Source organism: Flavobacterium sp. ENC, assembly GCF_020991415.1.
Classification (GTDB): domain Bacteria; phylum Bacteroidota; class Bacteroidia; order Flavobacteriales; family Flavobacteriaceae; genus Flavobacterium.
Genome location: NZ_JAJMOY010000002.1, coordinates 46,876 through 61,175 on the forward strand (window position 1 = coordinate 46,876; position 14,300 = coordinate 61,175).

Sequence of the window (14,300 nt, forward strand, 5' to 3'; positions counted from 1 at the left end):
TGTAAAAATAGGGTGGGTTGTAAAGAATTTTGTTCCTTTGCGTTGTTCGCAAATAAAGCGGGCAAATAACCCAAAATGCTATAAAAACCATGAGAAAAACGATTCTTTTAACTGTTTTAGTTTTAAACGGATTGACATCTTTTGCGCAATCAAACGATGAAAAAAACATTAAATTATTCTACAAAAAAGCCTTAACCGAGTCCAAATGTTATACCTGGCTTGAATATTTGTCGAACGATATCGGAAGCCGTTTATCCGGCTCTGCAACTGCTGAAGCGGCAGTTCAATATACCAAAACACAATTAGAAAGATTAGGACTTGATAAAGTATACCTTCAGGAAGTAATGGTGCCGCATTGGGTACGAGGTGAAAAAGAAACGGCTTATATTCTGGATAATAAAACCAAAACAGTAGTTCCGATTTGTGCTTTGGGCGGATCGGTGGCAACGGCAAAAACAGGGCTTACCGCTGAAGTCATCGAAGTACAGGGAATTAAAGAATTAGGAGAACTGGGAGCAGATAAGGTAAAAGGAAAAATTGTGTTTTTTAACAGACCAATGGATCCTGAAAATATCGAAACTTTTAAATCTTACGGAGCTTGCGTCGATCAGAGATTTGCAGGAGCAAAAGAAGCTGCAAAATTAGGGGCAGTAGGAACAATTGTTCGTTCGATGAACTTACGTTTAGACGATTTTCCTCATACTGGAGCGCAAAGCTATGGTGATTTACCAAAAGAGCAGTACATTCCAACAGCTGCTATTAGTACCAACGGAGCAGAATTGTTAAGTACAACACTAAAAAACAATCCGGCTTTAAAATTCTATTTCAAACAATCCTGCGAAACGTTACCGGACGTTTTATCGTATAACGTAATTGGTGAACTGACAGGAAAAGAACACCCTGAAAACATTATGGTTGTCGGCGGGCATTTGGATTCCTGGGACCTGGCAGACGGTTCACACGATGATGGAGCTGGTGTAGTACAAAGTATGGAAGTAATCCGTATTCTGAAAAACTTAAACTACAAACCTAAAAATACAATTCGTGTCGTGTTATTCATGAACGAAGAGAATGGTGGAAAAGGCGGAGCGAAATACGAGGAAGTTTCAAAGAAAAACAATGAGAACCATATTTTTGCTTTAGAAAGTGATTCCGGTGGATTTAGCCCAAGAGGATTTTCAATACAGGCAGATGATGCCAATGTTAAAAAAATACAAGGATACAAAGACTTTTTTGAGCCTTATTTAGTGCACAGTTTCACCATTGGACACGCAGGATCGGATATTGATCATTTAACGTCTAAAGCTATTGTAAAAGCTGGTTTAAAACCGGATTCACAACGTTACTTTGACTATCACCACGCAGCAAACGATAAATTTGATGCGATCAACAAAAGAGAATTAGAACTTGGAGCGGCTACAATGACAGCTCTGATGTACCTGATGGACCAAAACGGAATCGATGCGCCTAAGGCCAATTAAGATTTCAGAAATAAATATAAAAGCTGCAAGTGACCTACTTGCAGCTTTTTTTTGGAAGTAATCGAAAGTAATCAGATTTTCATGACAATACAGTAATACAAAAAGGTGACCGGAATATTAGAAAGCAAAATCAGGATTTTAATTCCAATGTCTTTTCGCAGTTCCGGCATTCGTATAAAAAGGTCGGTCAGGTGCAACAGCATGATCGTATTCAGCACAATGGCCGAAACCACAAACGGACTTGCTATCACCAGAACATTTGAATTTTCATTCGAAAGAATGTACAGGACAAACAGCAGTGTACTAATTGTAAACGATCCGATCGTTAAGTCAATGGATGCTGTTTCATCGAAAGTTTTTTTGTCAATAGTTTTCATGAGTCTAAATATTAAAAGTTTTCTGAATCGTATGAATGGGTGTAAACAACATTTGTGAAAAGTCCAGATAATGAAACGGTAATGCTTTTTTGCCTCTTTTGTATTGTTGCATAAAATAATTGATTTCTTTAAGGTAGAAGGGCGTTCCGGAAGCAATTACCAGAATTAAATACAGGCTTTTTTTACCATTTCCCCACAGGTAATACTGCATTCCGATTTCTTCGCGTACCGAAATCCCGGTATTGGTCAGGACGTGAATGATATCATGGTCTTCGAGTTTAGGCTGCATATCAAAATCATTTTCAGAAAGAAAGTTTCCTAATCCAAAACCTAAACTTCCTTCCGGATAGTGTAATAAGGCAGTCTGGTCAATTTCCCACGGTTTATTTTTTTTGAAATACTTTTGGTAAGGCTGTTTGCTGTATTCGTATATTTTTTCAATAATCCGGTCTTTCATAAGTTGGTTATTTTTTAAAAGTTCTTTGAATTTCAAAGTGAATAAGTAAAAGAAAAAGCCAATGAAGATTCAATCAGCTTTTTTGATTTTAATAGTTATCGAGGATCGTTATTAAAAGTTTAGAATCGGCAAGGTCAGAAGGGGCAACGACTTTTTCTTCTAGGGGAATATTATTGCCATAACGCTCTTTTAATATTTTTCCAACTCTCGGATCAGCTAGATTAAAATCTTTCAATTCTCTAAGTTTTGATAATTCGATTCCTGCTGCATTTTTATAAATTTTCCAGACCAATTCAGAGCAGTAGATCCTGTTATCGGTCCATTCGAAATAAGCATCATATTCTTTACCATCGAATTGTTGGCTGTACTGTTTCATTTTTTGAAGTACTTCAGGTTTCAGGACACTGTCGTTTTTCAATCGTTTCACCACATATTTGCTGTCTTTTCCGTGTTTGATCCAATCTTCAAGTGGTGTAAGTTTTACGGGCTGAATGGCTTCAAAAACGAACCATTTTCCGTTTATATCGTAAATAATTCCACAATGCGAAAACTTTGAATTAGTAGCGATACGAACGGCTTCGCATTGTTTAGATTCTGAAGTTTGAAAAATTATATCGCCATCTTTGTATTTGCCGGATACCGTTTTTTCCAGTTTATTTCCCGTAAATGGATTGTTTGGAAAAACCTTCAGACTAATAAACAATGCTAATCCAAAACTGATTAGGAATGTAAGTAACGGAAATAGATATTTTTTAGATTTCATGAAGTATAAATTAAAGTACTTTGAATTACAAAGTAAATAATAAAAAAAATAGCTGCCAAATAAAATGACAGCTATTTTTTTAAATATAAAGTAAAGTGGTTTTAGATTCTGAAAATTCCTCCGAAAGCAATAATTCGCTGGAAGAAAAGGAAATGCTGGGAAGCTTTATCTTCACTGCTTGTGGTAGTTCTGATATCCTTCATATCAATATAACCGCCCTTTAATTCTCCCTGAATATAGAAGTATTTGAAAAACGTAAAGTTAATACCTGCTTTTGCAGATAAACCATAACCGGAAACATGAAAATCATCATGACGTTCTTTTCCTAAAAGTGTGGTATTGGTTTTAGGATATAAAACTCCGGCACCTAAACCTTCCGTTAGATTAATCTGAAATTTATCTGTATTCGGTAACCCGAACAATTTAGAAATATCATCATGCCTGGAAACCTCGGTATTCACATAATTCAGACCATCTGTATGTTCGTACATTAAAAAAGCAGGAGGATTTCCCTGAGGAACATCAGAACCACCTTCCTGAGCACCATTTAAAGACATGTCTACAGGTTGGTTATTATATTCTCCGTTATAATAAGATCCGGCCTGATCAGCGGGTAAATTAATATAGCCCGTCACATTAGCCGTTTGATTCTGAGTCATTACATATTTCATGTGGTCCCAGCCAATCGAAACACTGTAATGGTCATTAATAAAATATCCCATTCTAAAGTTAGTCTGCGGAATTGTCATATTAGCCGGATTTACATAATCAATATGCCATCCTTTTGGTTTATCATGCGCCTTCATATCTGCCACCGTAAAGTTGTAATCTTTACCTCTGAAGTTGACATCAGATTTGGTGTAACTGTCTCTGTTACCACCCCAGGAAACGAAGAATTTACCTTTGTTGTGAGCGGTGTATCTTTCTACTGCGATTTCTTCTTGTGCAAAAGTGTTTAATGAAAAACCTAATAGGACAAAAAATAAAAATTTAGTTTTCAATGAACTTATGTATTAAATTTAAAATGCGTTAACTGTTTTTCTGATAGCAACCAATTTGGTCATTAAACCTTCAAAATAGTCTAAATGTAACATGTTGGCACCATCACTTTTCGCGTTAGCAGGATCAAAATGAGTTTCGATAAAAATACCGTCAACTCCAACTGCGATACCGGCTTTGGCAACAGTTTCAATCATATCAGGTCGTCCTCCCGTAACACCAGCCGTTTGATTTGGCTGCTGTAAAGAATGTGTAACATCCAGAACCGTAGTAGCATATTGCTGCATCGTCGGGATGCCTCTGTAATCAACGATCATGTCCTGATAGCCAAACATCGTTCCACGATCCGTAACGATCACGTTTTCATTATGACAGTCCAAGACTTTCTGAACCGCGTGTTTCATGCTTTCCGGACTCATGAATTGTCCCTTTTTCAGGTTTACCACTTTTCCTGTATTGGCAGCCGCCACAACTAAATCTGTCTGACGTACCAGAAAAGCAGGAATTTGTAGAACATCTACATATTGTGCTGCCATTTCAGCATCTTCATTGGTATGAATATCTGTTACGGTAGGAATATGAAAGGTCTCTGAAACTTTTCTTAAAATTTTTAATGCTTTTTCATCACCAATTCCGGAAAAACTATCAATTCGGGAACGGTTTGCTTTTTTAAAGGATCCTTTAAAAACATAAGGGATCTCAAGTTTGTCGGTAATACCAACTAATTTTTCAGCAATTCTAAGTGCCATTTCTTCTCCTTCAATGGCGCAAGGCCCGGCTAGTAAAAAGAAATTTCCGCTATCAGTATGCTTAATTTGTGGAATATGTTGTATGTTCATAGTATGATTTTTTTGACTGTGCAAAGGTAGTTATGATTTATGAATCGCAGATGAAGATTTAAGTTTTTTTTATGACTCCGTTACGTATCGGAACACCGATTTACTCCGGTATTTTTCACTTGAAAAAACAGGGTTTCCTGAATAAAAATGATTTTCATTTCTATTGTGACTGAAGTTTAGTGGAATTATGAGAATTTAAGTTAATTTCCTGCTTTGTCTTTTTATAGTAATGGGCATCAATTGAAAGAAAATAGTAAGATGTTGTTCGTAGATGAATTTTTAATTCTTTATAATCGTTTCTATCAGATTATCTTTTTTTAACTGGATTATTTTTTCAAAACTTAAATCTTTAATTTTTAAATCTTTATCACTTCTTAAAACTTCATATTTATTTTCGTGTTGATTTACATAAATTAAGTCATATAGATCTAAAGTGTCATTTTCTTTTGCTATAACATAAGCTCTTTTCCAGTTTTTTGTAATTAGTCCAAATTTTCCAGTTTGTTTATTTATAATAATATCACCAGTTTTTGAATCAAAATAAATTTCCTGTAAATCACCATAATGATCTTCAATTTCTGCCAAGTACAATCCCCCGCTAATGAATCCCAAAAGCAGTAGTAAAATTACTACACCAAATACAATGATCTTCTTTTTCAAATCGTTGATTTTCTAATATATTTATTCAGTTTTAAACCTTTACTAAAAAATAATTATTAATCTTTTTTCAGACGCAATCCCATCGGAACCATTAAAATTCCTTTTTCATAAATGTTCAGGTACAGTTTTATGGGTTTCTTTTGTCCGTCCCATTTCAGTTCATAAACATTCAGGAATCCGGCTCCCATATCGCTTCTTTTGGTCGGGAAAGGGCAGCAGGTTTCCAGTCGGGTATAGGTGATTTTTTCTCCGTTTGGTCCGGCCAGCGCATTTAAAAAACGGGTTTCGTTCAGCGCCTCATCTTTGGTATTCCGGTAAAAGATATTCACCGGATAATCCGGATCGTAACCGTATTTTTTATCATTGCTGAATAACGTAATGACAAATGTATTGTCTTTTTTCAAAACTAAATCCGGAGCATTGTCATCTACATTTTTCAAAGTCGATTTGGTGCTGATACAAGAAGTTACCGAAATAAGCAAAACGATAAACAGAGCTGTTTTTTTCATGTTAATGATGTATTTTGTAGTACAAATGTAAGCGGTAAAAACGATTTTTAAAATAATCTGCATTAAGAAAATTATGACCTGAAATGCGTAAATTAAATTTTAAATCTTCGGATTCTCTGCTTTCAGATTCCCATTTGAATTCAATTTTAAAATACCAGTTACAATCAGATATTGTGCCACAAGATAGGTTAACATGATATAAAAAGAACTTTTTTCAATTGGCGTGTGAAATTTATTTACTGCCAGAATACTGTCGGAAGCAATAAAGACGATCGCCCCCATAAAAACATACTGATTTCCGGGGCTTTTCCAGGTTAAAAATCCATTGAATGCAAATAATAACATTAACGAAATTACGGTTGCGTAAACAATTACAGGAATTTTCAGATCTCCTAAAGTCGGTAATAAAAGGGATAACATGCCCATTAGATAACATGCAATTACAAGGCTTCCAATTAAAAAAGCGGCTTTGTTTTTTTTAGAACGAATTTTGGTTTGTTTATTAAAAAGAGCAGAATAAATAACGTGGGAAATAAGAAAAGCAACCAATCCGAGAATAAAATAAATCTCGTCTATATCTGCAAAAAGTAAAATGACATCACCAATCCAGGAAAATAGCAGGGCGCTTAGAATGATATTTTTGGTTGGAAATTTTTTATGAAGATAAACAGAAAATCCCAGTAAAGGAATCAGGATTGGTTTTAAGAAAAGATCAAAACTCTCATATCCTAAAAGTAAAATCAGCAGGTAAACAATACTAAAACCAATATAGATTTTAAGAAATAAAGTATTTTTCATAGTTTGGGGGATTATGAATGGATAAGTTGATTTTGGGCAGTTTTAAAATCAATCAGAACAAAATACACTGAAACAAAAAAGGAGAAAGTCAAATAAGCAATAATAACATAATTGGCAAATGGAAAAATAGTGTTCAGTCCAAACCAGTCTCCGTAATAAGAAATTATTCCAATCGCTGTTACAAAACGAAAACCTTCCCAGAAAGGGGCATACTTACTTTTGTCCATAAGTTCACTGTAACTGTAAATGGTCACCAGAATAAAAAAACCGTAAAGAAAGATATTCGGCAAACCAATTTTGGCAATATTATCAAATAAATAAGTGACAAACAAAAGTGTGATTAAGACCTGTGCAACCGACCAATAAACCAGTTTTTGGGAATTTTGTGTGCCGTATTTTTCAAACTCAAAAACATTCTCGATTTTGTTTACAGGGAATAGTTCTTCGAAATTTTCCGGACGCCAGCCTGTTGGTTTAAACCAGATGGTAAGTTTGTCTTTCCATTTTGGAGCACGCCAGGCGTCTTTAATGAGTAAAGTTAAATGCTGAAAGTTAATTCGTATCGGGTTCCAGGTATTGGCGGGTCTCGTGATTCCGAAGACAGGCGGAACTTCATCTAATTCTTCCTGAAAAGTCCCAAAAAGCTTATCCCAGAAAATAAAGATTTGTGAATGATTTTTGTCTAAATATTCCGGATTTATGGCATGATGCACACGATGATGGGAGGGAGTTACCAAAATGTGTTCAATAAAACCCATTTTTTTGATGTGCTTGGTATGATACCAAAATTGTAAAAATAAATGAAGCGGAAGGGTAATCGCAATGACAGTAGCAGGAACGCCCAGCAATGCGGCAGGAATCAGTAAAAAAGTAAATAAATTGACTAAGCTTGCAATAGGCTGTCGCAGTGCACAGGCTAAATTAAATTCTTCGCTGCTGTGATGTATCGCATGTTTGTTCCACAGAAAATTAATCTGATGCGCTAAGCGGTGGCTCCAGTAGCCATAAAAATCGATCACAAAAAAGGCAATGCAATAGGAGAGAATGTTGGCTTCCAGATGATAAACCGCAATTTTAGAAACGAGCCATTCATAGGAAATAAAAGTAAGGCTCAATCCTAAAACATCCTTTACCGAATTGGTAATTCCGGAACTGATACTCGATACGCTGTCTATTAAAGGTGCAGTATCGTCCTTTTTGTAAATGCCATATATTTTTTCGATTATAATTAATACTAAAAAAACAGGTGTGGCGATAATTAATATTTTTCCATATTCTTCCATAAAAAAAACATTCAATTTTTATCAAATATAGATAAAATTGAATGTTTTTTAAAATATTCTCAGTTTAAACAATTTCGGCGCTTAACCCGGCTTCGAGAAGTTGTGTGCACTGTGGTTTCAATTTGTCCATGGGGCCCGTCTTTACAGTGCATTTTCCGTTGTAGTGTACGATTAGGGAACATTGTTCCGCCTGTTCAGGTGTATGACTGCAAACACGCATTAAAGTCTCGATTACGTGATCAAAAGTGTTTACATCATCATTGTAAACAATGATTTCGTTATTGAAAGCCGTAGCTTCTTTTTCCCGGACTCTTTCTCTTACTTTTTCTTTAGTACTCATTTTTTTTTAAGTTTTTGTACTGTTGTAATTACTATTTTTCTTTATCAAAAGATTTACAATTCAGCAGTTTTAAAAAGCTAAATCGGTGTTAATCTGTCTAATCTGCGGGCAATTAAATTTTAGATAATTAGCTATCTAATTTACGTATTTTAATGAAACCCAGTTGTTTCTTTGAAACTTTTTAACATATGTCAGGCCTTTTTCTGTACACGAAGCATCAATAAACGGAATGTCTTCCTCATAAAAACCGCTTAACAGTAAAGTCCCTTTTGGATTTAAACAATCTACATAAGCCTGCATATCGTTTAACAAAATGTTACGGTTGATATTCGCTATGATCAAATCATATTTTTTACCGGCCAACAGCGCAGCATCGCCTTCATAAACGGTAATGTGTTTACAATTATTGCGTTCTGCATTTTCGATTGAATTCAGGTAACACCAGTTGTCGATATCAATGGCATCAATAGGCTGAGCCCCTTTCATTTCTGCCAAAATAGCTAAAATCGCAGTTCCGCAACCCATATCCAGTGTTTTCAAACCATTCACATCCGTTTCAAGCAAGTGCTGAATCATCATATGCGTTGTTTCGTGATGACCTGTTCCGAAACTCATTTTTGGCTCGATAATAATATCAAACTCCGCATTGGTTTTTTCATGAAAAGGCGCACGAACATGGCATTTTCCATCCACATCAATGGCTTCAAAATTCTTTTCCCATTCTTCGTTCCAGTTTACCTGATCGATTTCTTCAATGGTATATTCAATTTTAAATTCTTCCGATTCTAAAATATAAATGTCATCCAGGATATTCTCATCCCACAAATCTTTTTTCACAAAAGCCGAAATTCCGTTTTCTGTTTCTGTAAAAGTCTCAAACGCTTTCTCGCCTAATTCTGCAATTAAAATTTCTGAACCCGGTTCTTTGGGTTCAATGGTAAAATGGTATCCTAAATATATGTTCGACATAACTGATTTTTTTTGCAAAGGTAAGAATCCAAAGCAGAAGTTGTTTACAAATCCGGCAGAACGTTATTAATTTTTAGACCTAAAAAAAAGCGATACCGAAGTACCGCTTTTGATTTTTATATAAATCTAAAATTATATTGCAGTTACAATAGCTAGGAAGTCCTCTGCTTTTAAAGCAGCACCTCCGATTAACCCACCGTCTACGTCTGGTTTACCAAAAATTTCCTTAGCGTTATCCGGTTTTACAGAACCACCATATAAGATAGAAACTTCGTCAGCGATATCAGCTCCAAAAGCTTTACGTACCACTTCTCTGATGAATTCGTGCATTTCCTGTGCTTGCTCCGGAGAAGCAGTTTCTCCTGTTCCGATTGCCCAAACCGGCTCGTAAGCTAAAACAATTTTAGACCATGATTCTTTTGCGATATGAAATAATCCGTCACGTAATTGGTTTTCAACAATGTTGAAATGGTTATCGGACTGACGGTCTTTTAATTCTTCTCCAAAACAGAAAATAACAGTTAGATCATGTTTCAGCGCAGTATCTACTTTACTTGCGATTAAAGCATCTGTTTCATGAAAAAAAGCTCTGCGCTCAGAGTGACCAAGAATTACGGTGTTTACTCCAATGCTGGTTAACATGTCTGCAGAAATTTCTCCTGTAAAGGCACCGCCTTCAGCCTGATGAACGTTTTGAGCAGCAACACCAATCGTTGTGTTTTTTACTTTGGCAACAGCTGCCTGTAAGTTTACGAATGTTGGTGCAACAATTACCTGAGCAGCAGTTTGTGCTGGTATTTTGGTAATTAATTCGTTTAATAATTCCTCAGTTTGTGCGGCATTTTTATGCATTTTCCAGTTTCCTGCAACAATCTTTTTTCTCATTTTGGTAGTTTTTATTATTCTTTTAATTTTTGTTTAGGTGAAAGGGCAATTTTTATTGCACTTATTTTAATCCTTGTAAAGTGGCATTGATTTTATCAAAATCGGTTTCGATAGCTCTGTATAAAACAATTTTGCCTTTTTTGTCGACGATAATATATCTTGGAATCCAGTCTAAGTCGATTGCTTTTCCAAAAACACCTTTCATACCGTCATTCATCATAAAATGATCTCCTTTTAATTCGTGTTTTTCAATTCCGATTTTCCATTTATCAGCGGTTTTGTCAGCAGAAAGGAAAAGATAAGAAACATCAGGATTATTCGCTTGCAGTTCTTTTACTTTTGGCATTGCTTTTACGCAATCACCACACCAGGAAGCCCAAACTTCGATAACCAAAGTTTTTCCTTTGTATTTTTTTAATATGTTTTTAAAAGCAACCTGGCTTCCATCAGTCGCTGATAGTTTTTCAGATAAGGCTTCTTTAGAAAAACTGGTTTTCTGAGCCTGTGAGCATGAAAATGTAATAAAGGCAATAAAGAGCAGCGCTATTTGTTTCATAGTAGGATTATAAAATTTTATTTCAATACTGAATTCACAAAGTTAAACAAAGAAATCGAATGCCAAATGGAGATTAACAAAATTTGAACACTGCCTTATTTTATCACAAAACAGGAAATTTCGGTTACAAAAAAGAGTATGAAATCGTAATAGTTCGTTGGAAAAATTCAAATTTTGCATAAATTTCAGCCGGAAGATTTTTACATCGGCAGCAAAATGATGTTTATTTGCTTTTTAAGCATTTAAAAACTTAAAAAAAACGCCGCTGATTTCCTTTTTTGAATGCCCGGTTATCAATTCAGATCATAATTTCCGTTGGCCCATTTTTTAGAGGGAACAATCCATTCGTCTAAAGCTTTGTATAAAAAGCCGTGTTTTAAATTGGTATTTAGTTCGATTTCCCTGAAATGATTCACTTTCAGTTTTGAAGTTTCTTTTCGCTTAACGGCCGACACGCCCAAAACATCGGACTTTTCATAAATGGTCAGAATGTTTCCACAGAAATTGATGTCCGGAATTTCCTGAATATCGATATCGCGAAAGCAGCCAATAAATACAAAATTCACTTCCGGATTCGCTAAATAAGTCGAAACATATTGTGCAATGTAACCACCTTTAGAAGTTCCGATGACGGTAATTTTATTCGGCTTAATTCCCTTTTTTAGTAGTTTGTGAATTTGTTTAACCACTTTTTCTGCATACTCGGCCGCATTGGTGTTCTTTTTTCTTTTTTCGCTGTAAACAATAAAATTACCGGCCTTAAAAGAATTGATGATTTCATTGTATTCCGCTTTGCCATATTCCGGATGAGCTTCGCTCAAATCGTGCTCTTCGATAAATTTATTGTGCAGGAAAAAAATGTAGGCCTGTTCGGTGGTTTTTGTTGGTATCTGGCTATAACCTAAAATGCAGGAAAGGATGATCAGTAAAAAAGTAATGGTCTTAAATGGTTTCTTCATTGTGGTTTAAATAGGATTGTTATTTAGATCTTAAAATTATTATTTTACACTTAATGGTTTTGGAGTATTAGGATAAAAACTTAAAACTTCCTCTGCATCCTTTTTACTTAAATATTCTAAGTCTATACTATGGATAGTTTCTTCAGTACTCTGGGTTGATCGTAATAAAATTAATTTAAAAATTTCCCTTTTTTCCTCTATGCTTTTTTTGCTTTTACTAAGATACCCCTCATAGGCTTTAGCCATTTGTAACCATATTTTTATCTCGTTATCAGGATGTAAATCTCTCTTAAAATCGGTTATAGTTTGCTCTAAACTGCTTTTGTCTACTTCTGCAAAAACATTGTGGATGGTTTTTATTTTTTCAATTTGTTCTTGAGTCAAAGAATCGTGAACAACTTTATTGAGTTGAAATTTATTTGCATTAATCTCCTGAATCTGATCTTCTTTTTTGTTACAAGATAGAATTAGAAAAAGGAAAAGAAGATAGGAGTAATTTTTCATGATTTGAATTAATAAGTTTTGAGTTCTTCGTTGGTAATTTTTTAATTGTCATTATTATTACAGATGTAAAAAAAGCGCCAATACTTCTAAAAATGTAGAATATTGGCGCTTATTATAAGGTTTATTATTTTTTAAAGGCTGTAGGCAACGTCCGATAATTTTAAATCATCAACATCGTTATAATGTACTTTCTGAATTATAGTTCCTTTATGTAAAATTACGATACTTGGATTAGCTCTTTCGATCGTTTTTAAGGCAGTTGCATCGCAGAAATAGAAATCAACATTTAAACCGTATTGTTTTTTGGCCTTTGCAATTTCATCAGGCCCCGAAGCCGTCATTGCAATTACTTTATATCCTTTCGCTTTGGCTTCCTGATTTACTTTTTCCAGTTTTTTCATGCCTTCAGGATTCGATAAATTTAAATCGTAGGTCACAAAAATCACTAATTTCGGTTCTTTCAGCAATTCTTCTTTATAATCAGAATCGTCTTTTACCATTGTGAAATCATGAATTGGCGGCACATAACCTTCAGTGATTACTTTGTCTTTTCTGTCCACGAAAACAGCACCGGCAGGAATATTGGCTAACTCTTTTTCGGTAAATTCTTTATCCACTCCGTTTACTTTGTAGATAAAAATCATTTCAACCACAGATTTTGGAGCACCGTCGGGAATTTTCATTCCTTCCTCAATGTTGTTACCCACTTTGAAAGGACGGAAATCTTTTATCGGATTGTGATTCAATACCCAAACCGCCATAAACACGCACAAAACCACGCTTATTAAAGTGATGATATTGGTTACCAGCTTAGAAAATAAAGGTTTAACCAATTTTTTATTGAAGAATAAAATTAGAATAAAGAAAAGTAAAACAATGTCTTTTGTAAACGATTGCCACGGTGTAAGGTGTAAAGCGTCTCCAAAACAGCCACAATCCTTCACCACATCAAAATAAGCAGAGTAGAAGGTCAGGAAGGTAAAGAAAACGATCAATAGCAATAAGAACCAAATCGTTGCTTTTGCTTTGTACCCTACTAATAACATTACTCCTAAAACCACTTCTAAAATCACTAAAAAGATCGCTAATCCTAAAGCCAGCGGCTCTAAAAAAGGCATATTGAAAACCGGTTCACTAAAATATTCAGCCAGTTTATAAGAGAAACCAACCGGATCATTGAGTTTAATTAATCCCGAAATGATAAATAATACGCCGACAAAAAGTCTTGAGAATTGGGTAATGATGTTTTTCATAAGTATAGTTTAATTTAAATTCCAATTTCTTCAGATTCCCCCTAAGGCCGGGATTTGGAATTTGGAATTTGGAATTTTTTATTTCATTGGATTTAAAATCAACGCAAAAACCGAGTAATTGATCATGTCCTGATAATTGGCATCAATGCCTTCAGAGACTAAAGTTTTGCCTTTATTGTCTTCAATTTGTTTGACACGAAGCAGTTTTTGCAGGATCAGGTCAGTAAGTGAACTCACGCGCATGTCGCGCCACGCTTCGCCGTAATCATGGTTTTTGGCTTCCATTAATTCTTTGGTCAGTTTAATTTTGGCGTCGTATAATTCGGTTGCTTTTTCTACATCCAGATCCGGCTGGTCCACAACACCTAATTCTAACTGGATCAAAGCCATGATAGAATAATTGATAATTCCGATAAACTCTCCTTTTTCATCCTCATCGACTTTACGGATTTCATTTTCCTGTAAACTTCTGATGCGTTGTGCTTTTATAAAAATCTGATCCGTAAGGGAAGGCAGTCTCAGAATGCGCCATGCACTGCCATAATCTTTCATTTTATTGATAAATAAGGTACGGCAAACCGTGACTACATTATCATATTCTAAGGAAGTATTCTTCATTTATTGCTGTATATTTGCTTAAATTTCTTCAAAAATAAGGATAAAATTAA

The 14,300-nt window shown here is 35.0% G+C and carries 18 protein-coding genes; 1 reads left to right on the top strand and 17 read right to left on the bottom strand.

The annotated features are described in order from the left end of the window. The first annotated feature begins 89 nt into the window (after window positions 1-89). Window positions 90-1,481, top strand: a complete 1,392-nt coding sequence (locus LPB89_RS05045; protein WP_230700614.1) for a M20/M25/M40 family metallo-hydrolase — start codon at window positions 90-92, stop codon at window positions 1,479-1,481. Window positions 1,482-1,552: 71 nt separating this feature from the next. On the opposite strand, the gene LPB89_RS05050 is transcribed toward LPB89_RS05045, so the two are convergent. The 17 genes from LPB89_RS05050 to LPB89_RS05130 all read right to left on the bottom strand — a co-directional run bounded on the left by LPB89_RS05050 (window position 1,553) and on the right by LPB89_RS05130 (window position 14,250). After that, on the bottom strand, window positions 1,553-1,858 hold the full coding sequence (locus tag LPB89_RS05050; protein WP_230700616.1) for a hypothetical protein: 306 nt from the start codon (window positions 1,856-1,858) through the stop codon (window positions 1,553-1,555). 4 nt (window positions 1,859-1,862) lie between these two features. After that, a complete protein-coding gene (locus LPB89_RS05055) occupies window positions 1,863-2,315 on the bottom strand; it encodes a ubiquinone biosynthesis protein COQ4 (protein ID WP_230700618.1) in 453 nt (150 codons plus the stop codon). A gap of 88 nt (window positions 2,316-2,403) precedes the next feature. Continuing rightward, complete coding sequence (locus LPB89_RS05060; protein WP_230700619.1) at window positions 2,404-3,078, bottom strand: YiiX family permuted papain-like enzyme; 675 nt, start codon at window positions 3,076-3,078, stop codon at window positions 2,404-2,406. A 101-nt stretch (window positions 3,079-3,179) separates the two neighbouring features. Next, window positions 3,180-4,079: a hypothetical protein gene (locus LPB89_RS05065; RefSeq protein WP_230700621.1), complete on the bottom strand. Its 900-nt coding sequence runs from the start codon at window positions 4,077-4,079 to the stop codon at window positions 3,180-3,182. Window positions 4,080-4,097: 18 nt separating this feature from the next. Then, on the bottom strand, window positions 4,098-4,916 hold the full coding sequence (gene kdsA, locus LPB89_RS05070) for a 3-deoxy-8-phosphooctulonate synthase (RefSeq protein ID WP_230700623.1): 819 nt from the start codon (window positions 4,914-4,916) through the stop codon (window positions 4,098-4,100). Between the two features lie 279 nt (window positions 4,917-5,195). After that, window positions 5,196-5,576 (bottom strand): hypothetical protein, encoded by a 381-nt coding sequence (locus LPB89_RS05075; protein ID WP_230700625.1) that lies wholly within the window; start codon window positions 5,574-5,576, stop codon window positions 5,196-5,198. 56 nt (window positions 5,577-5,632) lie between these two features. Next, a complete protein-coding gene (locus tag LPB89_RS05080; protein ID WP_230700626.1) occupies window positions 5,633-6,085 on the bottom strand; it encodes a 2-dehydro-3-deoxyphosphooctonate aldolase in 453 nt (150 codons plus the stop codon). 99 nt (window positions 6,086-6,184) lie between these two features. Continuing rightward, window positions 6,185-6,883, bottom strand: a complete 699-nt coding sequence (locus LPB89_RS05085; RefSeq protein WP_230700629.1) for a lysoplasmalogenase — start codon at window positions 6,881-6,883, stop codon at window positions 6,185-6,187. Between the two features lie 11 nt (window positions 6,884-6,894). Next, window positions 6,895-8,166 carry a sterol desaturase family protein gene (locus tag LPB89_RS05090; protein ID WP_230700630.1) on the bottom strand — a complete coding sequence of 424 codons (1,272 nt, stop codon included), beginning with the start codon at window positions 8,164-8,166 and terminating at the stop codon, window positions 6,895-6,897. Between the two features lie 64 nt (window positions 8,167-8,230). Continuing rightward, window positions 8,231-8,506 carry an ATP-dependent Clp protease adaptor ClpS gene (locus tag LPB89_RS05095; RefSeq protein WP_230700632.1) on the bottom strand — a complete coding sequence of 92 codons (276 nt, stop codon included), beginning with the start codon at window positions 8,504-8,506 and terminating at the stop codon, window positions 8,231-8,233. 135 nt (window positions 8,507-8,641) lie between these two features. After that, window positions 8,642-9,475 carry a 50S ribosomal protein L11 methyltransferase gene (gene prmA / locus LPB89_RS05100; protein ID WP_230700633.1) on the bottom strand — a complete coding sequence of 278 codons (834 nt, stop codon included), beginning with the start codon at window positions 9,473-9,475 and terminating at the stop codon, window positions 8,642-8,644. Window positions 9,476-9,607: 132 nt separating this feature from the next. After that, entirely contained in the window at window positions 9,608-10,360 is a 753-nt protein-coding gene (tpiA, locus tag LPB89_RS05105) for a triose-phosphate isomerase (RefSeq protein WP_230700634.1), read from the bottom strand. Window positions 10,361-10,421: 61 nt separating this feature from the next. Beyond that, window positions 10,422-10,916, bottom strand: a complete 495-nt coding sequence (locus LPB89_RS05110) for a TlpA disulfide reductase family protein (protein ID WP_230700635.1) — start codon at window positions 10,914-10,916, stop codon at window positions 10,422-10,424. A 293-nt stretch (window positions 10,917-11,209) separates the two neighbouring features. Beyond that, the gene (locus tag LPB89_RS05115) at window positions 11,210-11,875 is read right to left on the bottom strand and encodes an alpha/beta hydrolase (RefSeq protein ID WP_230700636.1); all 666 of its coding nucleotides are present in this window, start codon (window positions 11,873-11,875) and stop codon (window positions 11,210-11,212) included. Window positions 11,876-11,914: 39 nt separating this feature from the next. Then, window positions 11,915-12,379, bottom strand: a complete 465-nt coding sequence (locus LPB89_RS05120; protein WP_230700637.1) for a hypothetical protein — start codon at window positions 12,377-12,379, stop codon at window positions 11,915-11,917. Window positions 12,380-12,510: 131 nt separating this feature from the next. Beyond that, the gene (locus LPB89_RS05125; protein ID WP_230700638.1) at window positions 12,511-13,632 is read right to left on the bottom strand and encodes a BT_3928 family protein; all 1,122 of its coding nucleotides are present in this window, start codon (window positions 13,630-13,632) and stop codon (window positions 12,511-12,513) included. A 78-nt stretch (window positions 13,633-13,710) separates the two neighbouring features. Beyond that, window positions 13,711-14,250, bottom strand: a complete 540-nt coding sequence (locus tag LPB89_RS05130; RefSeq protein ID WP_127337532.1) for a DUF1599 domain-containing protein — start codon at window positions 14,248-14,250, stop codon at window positions 13,711-13,713. Window positions 14,251-14,300: the final 50 nt, after the last annotated feature.

What these genes read in the sequence shown, in the direction of transcription:
- LPB89_RS05045 (WP_230700614.1), top strand. Translation starts at nt 90, where the DNA reads ATGAGAAAAACGATTCTTTTAACTGTTTTAGTTTTAAACGGATTGACA.
- LPB89_RS05050 (WP_230700616.1), bottom strand. Translation starts at nt 1,858, where the DNA reads ATGAAAACTATTGACAAAAAAACTTTCGATGAAACAGCATCCATTGAC.
- LPB89_RS05055 (WP_230700618.1), bottom strand. Translation starts at nt 2,315, where the DNA reads ATGAAAGACCGGATTATTGAAAAAATATACGAATACAGCAAACAGCCT.
- LPB89_RS05060 (WP_230700619.1), bottom strand. Translation starts at nt 3,078, where the DNA reads ATGAAATCTAAAAAATATCTATTTCCGTTACTTACATTCCTAATCAGT.
- kdsA (WP_230700623.1), bottom strand. Translation starts at nt 4,916, where the DNA reads ATGAACATACAACATATTCCACAAATTAAGCATACTGATAGCGGAAAT.
- LPB89_RS05080 (WP_230700626.1), bottom strand. Translation starts at nt 6,085, where the DNA reads ATGAAAAAAACAGCTCTGTTTATCGTTTTGCTTATTTCGGTAACTTCT.
- LPB89_RS05085 (WP_230700629.1), bottom strand. Translation starts at nt 6,883, where the DNA reads ATGAAAAATACTTTATTTCTTAAAATCTATATTGGTTTTAGTATTGTT.
- LPB89_RS05090 (WP_230700630.1), bottom strand. Translation starts at nt 8,166, where the DNA reads ATGGAAGAATATGGAAAAATATTAATTATCGCCACACCTGTTTTTTTA.
- LPB89_RS05095 (WP_230700632.1), bottom strand. Translation starts at nt 8,506, where the DNA reads ATGAGTACTAAAGAAAAAGTAAGAGAAAGAGTCCGGGAAAAAGAAGCT.
- prmA (WP_230700633.1), bottom strand. Translation starts at nt 9,475, where the DNA reads ATGTCGAACATATATTTAGGATACCATTTTACCATTGAACCCAAAGAA.
- tpiA (WP_230700634.1), bottom strand. Translation starts at nt 10,360, where the DNA reads ATGAGAAAAAAGATTGTTGCAGGAAACTGGAAAATGCATAAAAATGCC.
- LPB89_RS05110 (WP_230700635.1), bottom strand. Translation starts at nt 10,916, where the DNA reads ATGAAACAAATAGCGCTGCTCTTTATTGCCTTTATTACATTTTCATGC.
- LPB89_RS05115 (WP_230700636.1), bottom strand. Translation starts at nt 11,875, where the DNA reads ATGAAGAAACCATTTAAGACCATTACTTTTTTACTGATCATCCTTTCC.
- LPB89_RS05120 (WP_230700637.1), bottom strand. Translation starts at nt 12,379, where the DNA reads ATGAAAAATTACTCCTATCTTCTTTTCCTTTTTCTAATTCTATCTTGT.
- LPB89_RS05125 (WP_230700638.1), bottom strand. Translation starts at nt 13,632, where the DNA reads ATGAAAAACATCATTACCCAATTCTCAAGACTTTTTGTCGGCGTATTA.
- LPB89_RS05130 (WP_127337532.1), bottom strand. Translation starts at nt 14,250, where the DNA reads ATGAAGAATACTTCCTTAGAATATGATAATGTAGTCACGGTTTGCCGT.